Below are 14848 nucleotides of genomic sequence, written 5' to 3'. Positions count from 1 at the left end.
TTGCTTAGAATGTGATTTTAGATGGCACTGAATAATTATTGTTGTTATTAAATGAATCACAGGTACATTTATATATTCTGGCTACTACTATACTTCAAGTCTAACTAATTTAAAGCCTATAAATAACGTATTAACGATTTATTTGTTCAAATAAGCCAATAAATTAATTAGAATTGAAATAATTATACTTATAATTTATTGACTATAACACTTTGGTACAATAGCTTGTACTCAAAGTAATAAATGCTAGTAGTGCATAATACAAAACAATAGTCCGTCTATAATTTTGCAAGGATATAAAAACTGTGAGCGCGAGTAATCAGCCAAGTAAATTGAACAAAAAAGTATTTTTCCCCTCGTCAGCTTTGATTATAGCTTTACTCATTTACACCGTAATTTTTCCAAAAACGGCAGACAGTTTTTTTCATTCAATGCAAGACACCGTAGTAGCAGATGGAAGTTGGTTTTATGTGCTGACGGTAGCCATTATTTTAATGTTTGTGATTTTTTTAGGCTTTTCCCAATATGGTTCGATACGGCTGGGGCCAGATCATGCCAAACCCAACTTTTCAATGTTGTCATGGCTGTCTATGTTGTTCGCAGCAGGCATGGGTATCGGACTTATGTTTTTTGGGGTAGCAGAGCCGGTAATGCATTTTCTTGCACCACCCACTGCAGATGCAGGCACCATTGAGGCCATGCGCGAGGCAATGAAAATGACATTTTTTCATTGGGGTTTTCATGCTTGGGCAATATACGCGGTGGTGGCTTTAATCTTGGGTTATTTTGCCTATCGTCACAACTTGCCACTGACACTGCGCTCTGCCTTGTATCCACTTATCGGCGATAAAATCTATGGATGGCGTGGTCATGTCGTTGATGTTTTTGCTGTTACGTCCACCATTTTTGGCGTTTCAACGTCTTTAGGTTTGGGTGCTTCGCAAATTAATTCTGGTTTACATTATGTATTTGGTTTGCCCAATAATACCACGGTACAAATATTACTAATGGCGGGAGTGGTAGCTATTGCCATCGTTTCTGTCGTTACCGGACTCGATAAAGGTGTACGTCGTTTATCAGAGGCCAATATGATCTTGGCGGTGGCACTATTATTATTTGTCCTTATCGCTGGCCCGACAGTTTATTTGCTGCAAGCCTATGTGCAAAATACCGGAGCTTATCTGTCTGACATTGTGCGCAATACCTTTAATTTATTTGCCTATGAAAAAACCGATTGGATAGGGGGTTGGACTATCTTTTATTGGGGATGGTGGTTAGCGTGGGCTCCCTTTGTCGGTTTATTTATCGCACGTATTTCCTACGGCCGCACCATACGTGAATTTGTAGTGGGTGTGTTGCTCATTCCTTCTGCATTTACCTTGTTATGGATGACAGTATTTGGTAATGCCGCGCTTGAATTAATATTTAATCAAGGCCATACCGAGTTAGCTAATATGGTCCAACAAGATACTTCTGTGGCTTTATTTGTTTTTCTTGAGCAATTTCCTTTTTTTAACGTACTGAGCATTGTCTCAATCATTATGGTGGTTATTTTCTTCGTCACCTCTTGTGATTCAGGTGCCATGGTCGTAGACATGTTGTGTTCCTACGGCAAAAATGACACCCCCGTTTGGCAACGTATCTACTGGGCAGGAGGTGTGGGCGTAGTTGCAGCAACATTGCTCTATGTTGGCGGTTTAGGTGCATTGCAAACTATGACGATTGTCTCAGCCCTGCCCTTTGCAATTATTTTACTTATCTCACTTTATGGCTTACTCAAAGCACTGCGAATTGAGGGACATAAGCGTGAAAGTTTGCGCATCAATAATTCCCAAGTGATTGATTCAGATATTGGTTGGAAAGAGCGACTCGAAAATATCATCAGCTTACCGGAAAAAACTGCGGTTAAAGCCTTTATGCAAAAAGTGGTTAAACCTGCCCTAATTGAAGTGAGTAACGAATTTGAAAAACAACTGTTTGTCACAAAAATAGAGGAGCAAGATACGTTTAAGCGACTGACTGTTTCTATGGGCAATGAACCAGATTTTATTTATTCTATTTATCTGACCCCAATGTCGCAACCTGAGTTTTTACCTTCTGAACAGGGAACAGTAGACAGCCAAGTTAAGCAAACGTACTATCGTGCCGAAGTGCACCTCAGCGAGGGTGGACAAGATTACGATATCATGGGGTGGTCTCGTGCTGCAGTGATCAATGACATTATTGATCACTATCACAAACACCAACATTTTCTACATTTATTGAATTAATTTTCTGTATATCCAGGTTGAGAGACGTGAGTAAAGAAGAACAGTTATTAGTCGCCTTAAGGCGTGTTATACGAGCCATTGATTTGCGCAGCAAGCAGCTTAGCCGAGATATTGGTCTCACTGGCCCACAATTGATGATCATGCAAAATATTGCTAAAAAACCCGGCATTATGGTCAGAGAAATTGCTGACAGTATAAATTTAAGCGCGGCTACAGTGACTAACATTCTTGATCGTCTCGAAACACGCGAATTAACGACTCGAATAAGAAGTACAACAGATAAGCGTCGGGTGGGTGTTTTTTTGACAACCCAAGGCGAAACAATTCTGGAAACAGCGCCACGTCCATTACAAGATCATTTTATCGAGCGTTTTAGTCAACTGAAAGAATGGGAACAAAGTCAGTTGGTTAGCACTATGCAACGCATAGCCAGTATGATGGACGCTGATGGCATTGACGCGGCTCCCGTACTTGAAGTGGGTAATATTTAGTTTTATGTTTAGCCATTTTTCTCCCTCATTAGTCCAATTTTTACGAGATTTAAAAGCCAATAATAATCGTCAGTGGTTTAATGACCACAAACAAGATTATGAGGACAAAGTGCGCACGCCAGCACTAGCTTTTATTGATGCGATGGAGCCTTGGATCCGCATGGTTTCACCACACTATGAAACCTCGGCTAAAAAAGTCGGAGGCTCGCTAATGCGAGTATATAAAGATGTCAGGTTTTCGAAAGACAAATTGCCTTTCAAAACTAATGTGGGTATTCAATTTCGCCATGAAGTGGGTAAGGATGTGCATGCTCCAGGATTTTATTTACATATAGAGCCAGAAAACATTTTTATAGGTGTTGGGACGTGGCATCCGCAGCCGGAAGCGTTGCAAGCGATCCGTGAACATATTGAAAAAAAGCCAGGTCCTTATCAAGATGCTATTGAGCATCAGCCCTTTACGGAATATTTTGAATTGGCAGGAGACAGTTTAATTCGTCCTCCCAAAGGCTTTGATAGTAGTCATCCTTTAATCAACGAAATCAAACGAAAAGACTTCATTGCATTATGTCCCATACAAGAATCAGAGTTGTATCAGGATGATTTTTGCCAGCGAATAGCCAGTCGATTTGGCCGGGCGCAGCCACTACAAAAGTTTTTATGTGAAGCCTTGGGTTTACGCTTTTAAACCGGCAACATTGTTTAAAAACTAAACTTTTGCTGATTGAATCTCAGTCACAACCATATTGGCAAACTCTTGTAGCATTTGTAGATCAGCATCGGTTAATAATCGTGGTACATCGTCAATAATACATAGAGTACCAATGGCAAATTCGCCATTAATAATAAGTGGCGCTCCCGCATAAAAACGGATAAAGGGCTCATCTATGACTAAGGGATTATCATAAAATCGCTCGTCTTCAAGGGCATTAGGCACATATAGAGGTTTACTGTAATTAATTGCATGCCCGCAAAATGAAATGTCACGTGGAGTTTCACTTAAATCGATGCCCTGATTCGATTTAAACCACTGCCTTTCTTTATCTATTATGCTGATTAATACATAACTTACATCAAAATACTTTTTTGCTTTTGCCGTAATATAATCAAAACGCTCTTCAGGTGGCGTATCAAGAATATCGAGCTTATACAGAGCGCATAATCGTTCAGTTTCATTTGCCGGTTGTCCAGGAGTTTTAATACATCACCTCAATCAATGAAAAATAAAATAATAAAAATCAGTAAGTTTACAATTTAGCACCAGTGATTTTATTTGCTCTACCTTCTTCTTTGGCTTTTTCTGCTCGCAAGCGGCGAGCCTCTTTAGGATCAGCGATTAACGGTCGGTAAATTTCAATCCGATCGCCTTTGTTAGGTAAGTCTGACAGTTTACATGTACGATTCCAAATACCTACTTTTTGCACATCAAGATCAATCTCTGGAAAACGAGAAATAATACCAGAGTCTTTGATTGCTTGTTCAACCGTAGTATTGTTTGCAATTACTACTTCAAGCAACACTTGTTTCTGGGGTGTTGCATAGGCAACTTCGATTGAAAACTGTTGTTCAGTCATTGAGTTGACCTCTTTATTAGTTGTATATTTTTTTTGCGCGTTCAGTAAATGCCACGACCATATTGCTGGCAATCGCATTAAATACTCGGCCAAAAGCCAACTCAGCAAGTTTACTCGAAAAAGCAAAGTCTAAATTCAATTCTATTTTGCAAGCCGACACACTGAGAGCCGTAATAGTCCATCCTCCACGTAATTGAGAAAAGGGACCTTCAACTAAATTCATTTGAATAGACTGTCCACGGACCAAGGTATTGTGGGTAGTGAACCATTGTTTCACCCCCGCTTTTGAAATCAAGATGGAAGCGCGCATATTATCGCTGTCTTGGCTTAAGACTTCGGTTTTTGCGCAACCAGGAATAAACTCAGGATACTTGTCTATATCATTAATTAAATCAAACATTGATTCAGCACTAAAAGCAACTAAGGCACTGCGTGACACGTTTGGCATTAATTCTCCACTATCTTTACCAAATATTAAACCGCGTTAGGCTAACATATATTAGGCTTAACACGTTCAATTTCAACGATTTTAGTTGTGTGCGTCTCGACATGCTTTATAATGCGCGCTATGAATACAAAGAAGCCCAAAACCAACACTAAACCGACCATTGCGCTTAATAAAAAAGCGCGTCATGAATACCACTTGCAAGACAAAATCGAAGCGGGCATGGAATTACAAGGCTGGGAAGTTAAAAGTATCCGCTCTGGTAAAATAAATATTACCGAGAGCTTTGTCGCTATTGAAAAAGGTGAAGCCTTTGTTCTTGGCACCACCATACAACCATTGAATCAAGCCTCGACTCATGTGGTGTGTGATCCTACTCGCAAGCGTAAATTGCTAATTAAGCGTCGTGAACTTGATAAATTGATTGGCTCAGTAGAACGTCAAGGTTATTCAATTATTCCCACTGCGATGTATTGGAGTAAAAACTGGATAAAGATTGAAATTTATCTAGGTAAAGGTAAACAAGAACACGACAAACGTGACGCAATCAAAGATCGTGATTGGGCGCGTGACAAAGAGCGCATGATGAAACATAAAGCCTAATCATCAAATCAGTTAATAAGCCGAGCTTCGTTCTCGGCTTTTTTGTTTCTACCCTATCAGTCTACAGCATTTACATTCCACTGCGTTTGGGTATGATTTAAGTTTAAATAAGGACGTGAAAATACAATGACTAAGTCAATAGGTGTTTGGCGTTCTTGGGCACTTGTCGCGGGTATGATGATAGGCTCCGGCATATATACCCTACCCTCTGTTTTAGCTCCTTATGGTAGCTTCAGTTTTATTGCTTGGTTGATTACTGGTTTTGGTGCTCTTTGTCTGGCTCTTTGTTACAGCTATTTATCTGCACGTAAGCCTGGTTTAGGTGGCCCCTATTTTTATGTCTATGAAGCTTTTGGTAAATATCCAGCCGCGATTGTAGGCTGGGGATATTGGATTTCATTGTGGTCAGCGGCAGCGGCCATTGCCCTATCATTTGCCGGTTATATGCAAGCCTTAGTCCCTGCCTTAAATAATACCCCTTTGCCTACCGCACTACTTGCCATTGTCGGCATTGTATTTTTTACCCTAATCAATTTACGTGGCAGCCGCGAAGCGGGTGCAGTGCAACTGCTGATGACGATTATCAAAATCCTGCCCTTGTTACTCATTGGCGGCTTAGGCACTATTTATGGCACAGTCACCAATATTCCAGCCATCAACCCTGATGGAGCTCCGCTAGCGTCGATGATTTCTGCTATGTGTTTATTAATTATGTGGGCTTTTATTGGGGTTGAATCTGCAACTGTGCCCGCTGAAGATATTATTGAACCTGAAAAAAACATACCACGGGCATCGATATTAGGCACCTTGACCGCTTTAATTGTTTATCTGGTTGCCATGTTTGGTGTGATGTCACTGCTTCCTCTTGCTGATTTACAACAATCGAACTCACCATTTAGCGACGCGGCACGATTGTTAATGGGTGATTATGGCGCACTCATTATTACCTTAGGAGCGCTTTTTGCCATTGGTGGGGCACTTAACGTGACGATTATGATGTGTGGCAGTATTATGCTAGCTGGGGCTCGTGACCATATTTTCCCAGTTTTTTTTAGTCGGCAAAACCAACAAGGCACACCGCTCAGAGCCTTATTGATTTCAAGTATCTTAGCCATAATATTATTACTATTTAACGCCAGTAGTGCCCTGCTCAAGGGCTTTGAAACAATGTTAATTATTTCAACCTTTGCGGTACTGATTGCCTACTTAGGTACTGGATTGGCTAGTATTAAGTTGCAATTTAATGATTACCAACAAGGCGTCAGTATCAATTATGTTAAACTTGTTGTTGCACTGTTAGCCAGCCTATTTTCACTGTTAGCCATTATTGGCGCGTGGGTTCTATATCAATAAAATCAGGAAAATCAATGTTCAAAAACGCAATTGTTCGAAAACCCAGTAAGTCAATGGTGAAGGGGCTAACCTCAGCCAGACTCGGCAAACCTGATCACGATTTAGCTTGTCAGCAACATCAAGACTATGTCACCGCACTACAAGAATGCGGTTTGCAAGTCACCGTTTTAGATGCCCTAGAAGCCTATCCTGATGCTTGTTTTGTAGAAGACGTGGCCTTATTTACCCCTAAAGGCGCGATACTCACGCATCCTGGAGCAGCGAGCCGTCAAGGTGAAGTGCAATTTATTGCCCCTGCTGTTAGCCAATTTTATCCTAACCCAGATAGTATTGTAGCTCCGGGGCATGTTGATGCCGGTGATATCATGATGGTTGGCGGGCATTTTTATATTGGCCTTTCTAGTCGCACCAACAATCAGGGCGCACATCAGATGATTGCCTTATTGGCCAAGCAAGGTTTGTCTGGTTCGATGGTTAAAATGTCAGCACTGTTACACCTGAAAACCGGCGTAAGTTACTTGGAAAATAATAACTTACTCACTTTTGGAGAGTTACATTCCCACCCGGATTTTAGTGACTTTAATCGCATTGAAATTAGTCAAGAAGAAAGTTACGCCGCCAATAGTGTGTGGATCAATGGCAGTGTATTGGTGCCTAAGGGCTTTCCCAAAGCATTAGCTGCGATTCAGGCTTTGGGTTATGACACAAAAGAGCTAGCCATGTCAGAATTTCAAAAATTAGACGGCGGCTTAAGTTGCTTATCTTTGCGTTTCTGAGCCAAGCCCAAAATATAGCTAGCAATATAGCCCATGGCTATTCGACTTCAGACTCGTAATATTTTCGATAGCGTTTGGTCAACTTGGCTAAACGCAGTTGATCCCTTAATAAAGCAAACGACGGCCAACTTTGTTTTTTGGGCAATTTGCCTAGGCTTAAGCGCCGCAATTGAAGTTTAATTAAGGCCATTACTGCCAATGCACTGAGGGTTTTATCTCGCCAATTTACGCTGGGGATAAAGCCAATCCTATCTGGATGTTCAAGCCATTGATTAGGTAGGTCAGGAGTATACGCCAATGCGCTGGCCATACCGACTAATGCCACACCACTTGCAATCACTTGCTCAGCCACTTCAAGGCGCCTAATGCCACCCGTGGTCATAATTGGCGCTTGGCTAGCGGCGGCAATTTTAGTGGCAAATTCTAAAAAATACGCTTCGCGGGCAAGAGTGCGATTATCAGCGGTTCGCCCCTGCATTGCGGGCGCCTCGTAACTGCCGCCAGACAGCTCAACCAGATCTATGTGGCGTGCAGCCAACCAATGTACCACCTGCTCTGCATCTTCTATATCAAAACCACCACGCTGAAAGTCTGCTGAATTTAGTTTCACTGCCACATCAAAATCACTGCCACAAGCCAGCCTAATTTCATCCACAATGGTTAATAACAAGCGTGCTCGATTTTCTAGGCTGCCACCCCACTTATCTTGGCGTTTGTTGGTTAAAGGCGATAAAAATTGTGCTAATAAATAACCATGAGCGGCATGTACTTCAACCCCGTTAAAACCCGCTTCTAGTGCACGTACAGCGGTGACTACAAAGCGTGTTATCAGATCCGCAATTTCTATTTCATCCATGGACTTCGGTTGGGCGAATAAACTTGAATGTTTACCCATATTCAATGCCACATCAGAGGGCGACAAAACTTTACCACCCATGCGTTTATAGACCTGACGCCCCGGGTGATTGATTTGCATCCAGACTTTACAATTATTTTGCTGGGCCTTTTGCGCCAACTCAATATAGGGCTTTAATTCGGTATCTTGCTCAAGTGTTAATCCACCCGGACCCGTCATAGCAAGATGGTCAACCATCACATTGCCAGTAATAATTAATCCAACCCCTCCTTGCGCCCAAGTTGAATACAGTTGCATCAAACCAGCATCGGGCAATTGATATTCATTGGCAAGATTCTCTTCCATTGCCGCTTTTACCAAGCGATTTTTAAGGATATTGCCATTGGGCAAGGTAAACGGACTAAAGACATCATGAGGCATAATAGTTATTCCTGCTAATAAGCATGCTACAACGTAGCCTAGCGTAATCTGGATCAAGCCTAATAATGCAAGTTTGGCCAGTAATAACCAACATTTATATTATTCACTACGCCAAAATAGATAAAAAATCGACCTTAAAACAAAGATTTAAAACTTAGCTTGTTACAAACCGCAAAGGCTGTGTTAAACTTATCTGCGTTGGTAGTTTGCAACCGACACACTCTGGGGCTGATTTTGGATTCGACAGGATGCTTGAGGCTTTAGGTGCATGCAGAGGAGCGGTTTGCCTCTATAAAAGCCGCAAACAAATAGTCGCAAACGACGAAAACTACGCTCTAGCCGCTTAATAACCGGCTGAGCCCTTCCACTCATACTCTTTCTGCTAGTAGAGGTTCGGAAGGTCATCCCAGCAGAATAGCGAGGGAACCTTGTCTAAGGGTGAACCGCGAAATAGTATTAGGCCAGCTATGAGAAATCCTGTTTGTCGGAGGTCAAAATAGTTAAATAAATGACAAAATAAGCATGTAGTACCGACAGTTGATGTATTTTGGACGCGGGTTCAAGTCCCGCCAGCTCCACCAAATACGATAATCAAGGCTTCTTAGGAAGCCTTTTTTATTGCCTAAATTTCAACAAGTTAGAGCTTTTTATTACTACAACTACACTAATTAATCTCCCCTAAATAAAGCAACCGCCCCCACTGAGACTTTTTTACAATCTAAAATAAGTCTGCATTTTTTCATTATTATAATTTTAATTTTTTCTGGTCGACATGATTTAAGACAGAGCCACTTGTCATTTGATGTGCAGACTTTTGTGCCAAATTATGTATTAATAAGGTATTGATTTAAGTTAGTTTTTGGAATGTTTTTTTATGACTCCAGCACAACTGTTTTTCTGGTTTGTAGCACTTTTGGGTAACACCACGGCACTTTTCACTTTTTGGTATTTGCCTAATATCCCTTCGCTATTATTTTTAGCACTGATGCTGATTTTTACCGTGACAGGTTTATATGATTATTTTTTTAGCTCTCATACCCTAAATCGTTTATATCCAGTATTGGCATATCTACGTTATTTGATGGAGTCAATTCGTCCTGAAATTCAGCAATATTTTATCGCCAGTAATACTGAAGAAAAACCCTTTAGTCGGGAGCAACGTGAGCTGGTGTATCGTCGCGCCAAAAATGTTAACGACACCCTACCCTTTGGTACTCAGCGCGATTTAATGGAAACTAATTATTTAAGTATTTGGCATTCCATGCACCCCAAAATAGTGAAAGAACAAAGCAAACGATTGTTGTTTGGTAGTTCGCAATGCGCCTTACCCTATTCAGCTTCATTGTTAAATATTTCAGCGATGAGCTACGGGGCACTTAGCAGTCACGCTATTGAAGCACTCAATCTGGGGGCTAAACTGGGTGGTTTTGCTCACAATACTGGTGAAGGTGGCGTTAGCCCTTATCACTTAAAACATGGTGGTGATATTATCTGGCAAATAGGTACAGGTTTGTTTGGTTGTCGCACCAAAGAAGGCCGTTTCGACCAAGAAAAATTTACAGCAATGGCCACTCGTGACGCGATAAAGATGATAGAAATCAAACTCAGCCAAGGTGCAAAACCTGGGCATGGGGGGATGCTGCCTAAGGCAAAAATCAGTGACGAAATCGCGCAAATAAGAGGGATACCCAAAGATGAGGACTGTGTATCACCTGCCATGAATCCCGAATGCCACACCCCCATTGAACTGCTTGAGTTTGTTGCTCAGTTACGCGAACTCAGTGGCGGCAAACCGGTTGGTATTAAACTCTGCGTAGGTCATCCAGCTGAGTTTTTAGCGATATGCAAAGCAATGGTGAGCACTGGTATCTTGGTTGATTTTATTACAGTTGATGGCGCTGAGGGCGGCACAGGGGCAGCTCCGGTAGAGTTTAGTAATCGCTTGGGAATGATGTGCCTTGAAGGCACTAACATTGTGCATCAGGCGCTTATTGGTGTGGGTTTACGTAATGAAATACGCATAATCTCTTCAGGTAAAAGCGCCAGTAGCTTTGACTTATTGTCAAAAATGGCCATGGGTGCCGATACCGTCAATGCGGCGCGTACCATGATGATGGCCTTAGGCTGTATTCAATCTCGTTCGTGTAATACCAATACCTGCCCCACAGGTATTGCAACACAAGATCCAAAACGTTCAAAAGGGATTGATATCAAGGCCAAAAGTTTGAGGGTTAAGCAATTTCAGCACAATACACTGCATAGTTTGTATGAACTGGTGGGTAGTATGGGCTTGGACGATCCCAGTTTATTATGTCCCAACATGCTTAAGCGCCGCACCTCAGAAGGCTTGCTAGAGTCTGCACCCAGTATAGTGCCTCCTTTAGACAATAAACAATTGGTCGACAACCACGCCTCTGGCGTTTGGCAACGTTGGTGGCATTTAGCTGACCAAGAGAAGTTTTATGTGCTCGACAACTGCACGCCAAATCCGCAAATTACAGTGGTAAATTTATAAGGATTTAATCCCGTGATACTCGGTAAAATAAGCAGCTTAGCTGAGTGCTAAAGAGAAATTCTATAGCGGTTTTCAGCTAGACTTTGAATAACAAACTGCCCAGCATTAAACAGCTGAATAAGTGCTATATTGGTCGTTGTATGCAGGCTAGGCAAAGTTGTGCAAAAACTGCCTGAACCTGCAATAGCGAGTGGTATGAACCTATTAAACAGTAAACCGAGTGAAATCCAGATCGTCACCAATTAAATTATGTATTACAAATATGCCAGCAATACCATTCTATGGCCGCTGCAGGTCGAGCGTTATTTAACGTCAGTCGCGAACTCAAAGCGTCGAACAACGACTCAAGTCGGCTTCAGAAGTATTTAGCAAAATTTGCGCTAAGTTGGTCAGATATTGGAAAGTGAGTTTTGCAACCTAAGTTGAAATATCTTAGGTCAGTTAGTTTATCTCATAGATTTTAAGCACATCTTTGAATAAGCGACAAAAACGTGAAAGCGAGGCTTGTGCCTCGCCTACATCTCCAATGACGGTGCGTACTAATAACTATGTGTACCGCGTATTGGATAGCTATTTTCTAATGCAAACTCCAATCCAGTCACAAATTGATCAATGTTAGGCCGAATAAAAGGCGCATTTGCAATCTCAATCATTGTCGTTTCACCTTTAGGATTGACCAAAAATAAACCAGGTTCCGCAAACAAATGAGCGGTTTCAGAACCACTAGTAGGCTCTGAAATATAAAGTCCCAATTTTTTCATATCTTTCAACTGCAACTCTAGAGCAATAGGAAAACTTGTATCTAAGCCATTGACCTTAAACTGCTCCAACTGCTGCTTATTGTCAGCAGACACCGCAACAATATCAATATTTAAAGCCCCAAGGCGACCAGTGAAAAGCTCAAGCTCGTTCAGATATTTTAAACAGATAGGGCAATGCTGTCCTCTGTAAACAACAACCAAGGTCCACTTTCCTAGCGAAGCTTGGGGTTTGACATTAACCAAGGGAATAAGTCGCCCGTCCTGTGTCTTTACTTCAATGTGTGGAAATCGCTCTCCCGCCTTTAATTTCAAATTTTGCATTTAACCTCCGACCGAAGAGAAGAATAATCAATTGAGACCAATATCTTCTCTTCGATTTTGTCATCATAATTGTGTCGCTGGCGATACGTTTGATCGTCCACCAATATTTTTCATATTCGGGGGGATTGGGTTCAACCCAATGCCTCTTCATTATCAATGATGCTTCATCTCGTGCTCATAATCGTTGGCTAACTCATCCTTTTGTTTATCGCCAAACACGGCATCTGCATGTTTAAAAAACGTCTGCTCCTCTTCATCTAAGTGATGGAGAACAAGCTCTTGCAGCTTCTTCATATAATGCAGCCAAGCAGAAGAACTCATGTCAGTCTCCTCTAGCTTAGTTACTATTTCCTCTATCTCATGATGCTCAGCAATACCGTGCCTAGACTCTTCAATCGTTGCATTAGATTCCATTAAAGGAGAGTAAAAATGTCGCTCCTCTGCTTTTGCGTGTTGCTTAAGCTCTTCTTTTAGCTGTGAAAAAAATCTTGACGACTTTCACAATCACCTGAAGTTTCGACCAAAATTTTCATCAAGAGTCTTTGTTTTTCGTGATCTTTGCGAATAGCTTGAAAGATTTCCATACTTTTACTCCTGTTCGATTAATTACCTAGGAGAACAAAGCCAAGACCATGCCAAGAACCTAAGCAATTGTTTTTAATAGATATTTAAAGTTTAGTAATAACTAAGTCGTCAGAAAATCAAATGAAACATGAAAAAACTACATAACCTAAGCAGAAAATTCATAGTATTCACTAGATAAATACCCAGACCTTATGCAATTCATATATTTATGTAATTGAGCTGAAGAGAAACTAAAGAGAGGGCCATCAAAATTGGCTAAATTGGACTGGAAAACTAAGAAATTATCTATTTTGCAATAAGCGATTAACGCCGCTACGGAACTCGTGGACAGGCCTTATCCGAGCTATATTGGATAATTACTATATATAATTTGGATCCTCGTCATCATTTTTATGTAACTTAAGAAAATATTTTTCGCCGATGAAAATAGCAGCAAGTCCGATCAAAGAAGCCCAGACCACCAGCATGTCTGATTGCACTTTAACCCACAGGAATGAAATCAATATGATGACGTCAAGCACGATAGCCGTGATAAGAATGACTGCATTTGCCTCGACGTCTTTGCGCAGATGTTTGAAAACACCCCAGTGGATTCCAATATCCATAATGATATAAAAAATTGCCCCAAGTGAAGCGATACGACTTAAATCGAAAAAGATGGTGAGCACAATCGCAATAACTACCGTGTAGATAAGTGTGTGCATTTGTATGTCGCCGGGCATATTCAAATGGCGATGAGGGACGAGCTGCATTTTTGTCAGCATAGCTAACATGCGTGAAACGGCGAACACACTAGCTATAACACCTGACACTGTGGCAATAATTGCAAAACCAACAGTAAACCAGAGACCGTATTGGCCGAAAGCAGGGCGAGACGCCTCGGCCAAAGAATAGTCTTTAGCTTTAACAATTTCGTCGATAGAAAGGTTGGCACTCACTGCAAGTGATACTAATACATAGAGTACCGTACAAATTAAGATCGATATAACGATAGCTCGGCCCACATTTTTATGGGGTTCTTTGATCTCGCCACCACTGTTTGTAATGGTAGTAAAGCCCTTATAGCCAAGTATGCCTAAGGCGACTGCACCAAGGAAACTACTTACACCAGTTTCGCGAGGGACCACTGAAGTACTTTCGAAGCTCAGACCTGAGGCCCAAAGCCCACCTATTGCCAGCAAGGCTAAACCTGCAATCTTAATAAATGCCGTAACAAAAGAGAGTGACTGAATAAATTTATTGCTCAGCACATTGATAAAAAACGCAAACACCAAGAGTCCGACGCCAAGCGCGGGTATCAACCAATCTCTGTCTTTAGCATTGAACAATTGCAAGGTATAGGTACCAAAAGTCCGGGCAACCAAGCTCTCGTTGATAATCATGGAGAAATACATCAATAGCGCTAATGCGCCTGTCATCAAAGAACGGCCATAGGCTTTCTTTAGAAACATAGCGATGCCGCCAGCCGAGGGATAGGCGTTAGCAAGCTTTACATACGAATAAGCACTGAAGCTAGCGACGATGGCCGCCACAAAAAATGCCAAGGGAAACCATGTACCAGCCAAATCGGCAATCTGTCCGGTCAGCGCAAATATTCCTGCACCGATCATCACACCGGTTCCCATCGAAACCGCTCCAGTTAGACTTAAGCTCCCTTTTTCATAATCAGTGGATTTTTCTTTATTCATCTAAATAGGCTAGCATGTAAGACAATGACTATCCAATAGCATGCATATCGAGCCTTGCAACAAGAAACATTTCGTAAACAAGGCAACTTTAAAATTTTAAAGGTGATATGACGACTAAACAGAGTGCTCGGTAACACTGTAGTATCTTCGTTAGTCGTATACAGGAACCCATTTCTTTTTGCCTAAATAA

The 14848-nt window shown here is 41.5% G+C and carries 13 protein-coding genes, 1 other RNA gene and 1 pseudogene; 8 read left to right on the top strand and 7 right to left on the bottom strand.

Annotated features, from left to right (window positions below; all coding sequences use genetic code 11):
* Window positions 1-305 precede the first annotated feature (305 nt).
* From betT to ABKW31_RS03760, 3 genes are read left to right on the top strand one after another with little or no spacing between them, the layout of a single operon-like run.
* The gene (gene betT, locus ABKW31_RS03770) at window positions 306-2270 is read left to right on the top strand and encodes a choline BCCT transporter BetT (RefSeq protein WP_348614858.1); all 1965 of its coding nucleotides are present in this window, start codon (window positions 306-308) and stop codon (window positions 2268-2270) included.
* A gap of 26 nt (window positions 2271-2296) precedes the next feature.
* Window positions 2297-2761 (top strand): MarR family transcriptional regulator, encoded by a 465-nt coding sequence (locus tag ABKW31_RS03765; protein WP_348614857.1) that lies wholly within the window; start codon window positions 2297-2299, stop codon window positions 2759-2761.
* A 4-nt stretch (window positions 2762-2765) separates the two neighbouring features.
* Window positions 2766-3449 (top strand): DUF2461 domain-containing protein, encoded by a 684-nt coding sequence (locus tag ABKW31_RS03760; protein ID WP_348614856.1) that lies wholly within the window; start codon window positions 2766-2768, stop codon window positions 3447-3449.
* Window positions 3450-3470: 21 nt separating this feature from the next.
* Here the strand turns inward: ABKW31_RS03760 and ABKW31_RS03755 are convergent, their stop codons facing one another.
* From ABKW31_RS03755 to ABKW31_RS03745, 3 genes are all read right to left on the bottom strand, one after another.
* On the bottom strand, window positions 3471-3899 hold the full coding sequence (locus ABKW31_RS03755) for a GAF domain-containing protein (RefSeq protein ID WP_348615193.1): 429 nt from the start codon (window positions 3897-3899) through the stop codon (window positions 3471-3473).
* A gap of 109 nt (window positions 3900-4008) precedes the next feature.
* Window positions 4009-4335, bottom strand: coding sequence for an RnfH family protein (locus ABKW31_RS03750; RefSeq protein WP_348614855.1), 327 nt, complete (start codon window positions 4333-4335; stop codon window positions 4009-4011).
* A 16-nt stretch (window positions 4336-4351) separates the two neighbouring features.
* Window positions 4352-4783 carry a type II toxin-antitoxin system RatA family toxin gene (locus ABKW31_RS03745; RefSeq protein WP_348614854.1) on the bottom strand — a complete coding sequence of 144 codons (432 nt, stop codon included), beginning with the start codon at window positions 4781-4783 and terminating at the stop codon, window positions 4352-4354.
* A 120-nt stretch (window positions 4784-4903) separates the two neighbouring features.
* Here ABKW31_RS03745 and smpB point away from each other — a divergent pair, with 120 nt between their 5' ends.
* From smpB to ABKW31_RS03730, 3 genes are all read left to right on the top strand, one after another.
* Window positions 4904-5383 carry an SsrA-binding protein SmpB gene (gene smpB, locus ABKW31_RS03740; RefSeq protein WP_348614853.1) on the top strand — a complete coding sequence of 160 codons (480 nt, stop codon included), beginning with the start codon at window positions 4904-4906 and terminating at the stop codon, window positions 5381-5383.
* 126 nt (window positions 5384-5509) lie between these two features.
* Window positions 5510-6736 (top strand): amino acid permease, encoded by a 1227-nt coding sequence (locus tag ABKW31_RS03735; protein ID WP_348614852.1) that lies wholly within the window; start codon window positions 5510-5512, stop codon window positions 6734-6736.
* 14 nt (window positions 6737-6750) lie between these two features.
* A complete protein-coding gene (locus tag ABKW31_RS03730) occupies window positions 6751-7512 on the top strand; it encodes a N(G),N(G)-dimethylarginine dimethylaminohydrolase (protein ID WP_348614851.1) in 762 nt (253 codons plus the stop codon).
* 37 nt (window positions 7513-7549) lie between these two features.
* On the opposite strand, the gene ABKW31_RS03725 is transcribed toward ABKW31_RS03730, so the two are convergent.
* Window positions 7550-8788 carry an NADH:flavin oxidoreductase/NADH oxidase family protein gene (locus ABKW31_RS03725; RefSeq protein WP_348614850.1) on the bottom strand — a complete coding sequence of 413 codons (1239 nt, stop codon included), beginning with the start codon at window positions 8786-8788 and terminating at the stop codon, window positions 7550-7552.
* 224 nt (window positions 8789-9012) lie between these two features.
* Between ABKW31_RS03725 and ssrA the strand changes: the two genes are divergently transcribed.
* Both ssrA and ABKW31_RS03715 read left to right on the top strand, forming a co-directional pair.
* Window positions 9013-9369, top strand: a transfer-messenger RNA (tmRNA) gene (gene ssrA / locus ABKW31_RS03720).
* A gap of 293 nt (window positions 9370-9662) precedes the next feature.
* A complete protein-coding gene (locus ABKW31_RS03715) occupies window positions 9663-11303 on the top strand; it encodes an FMN-binding glutamate synthase family protein (RefSeq protein ID WP_348614849.1) in 1641 nt (546 codons plus the stop codon).
* Window positions 11304-11842: 539 nt separating this feature from the next.
* On the opposite strand, the gene ABKW31_RS03710 is transcribed toward ABKW31_RS03715, so the two are convergent.
* From ABKW31_RS03710 to ABKW31_RS03700, 3 genes and pseudogenes are all read right to left on the bottom strand, one after another.
* On the bottom strand, window positions 11843-12385 hold the full coding sequence (locus ABKW31_RS03710) for a redoxin domain-containing protein (RefSeq protein ID WP_348614848.1): 543 nt from the start codon (window positions 12383-12385) through the stop codon (window positions 11843-11845).
* A 153-nt stretch (window positions 12386-12538) separates the two neighbouring features.
* Window positions 12539-12969 (bottom strand): annotated as a pseudogene (locus tag ABKW31_RS03705) (hemerythrin domain-containing protein).
* A 360-nt stretch (window positions 12970-13329) separates the two neighbouring features.
* The gene (locus tag ABKW31_RS03700; RefSeq protein WP_348614847.1) at window positions 13330-14658 is read right to left on the bottom strand and encodes an APC family permease; all 1329 of its coding nucleotides are present in this window, start codon (window positions 14656-14658) and stop codon (window positions 13330-13332) included.
* Between the last annotated feature and the right edge of the window lie 190 nt (window positions 14659-14848).

Origin of the sequence: Paraglaciecola sp. 25GB23A (assembly GCF_040012495.1) — a bacterium.
GTDB lineage: Bacteria > Pseudomonadota > Gammaproteobacteria > Enterobacterales > Alteromonadaceae > Paraglaciecola.
This window is presented reverse-complemented; position numbering and strand designations above follow the sequence as displayed.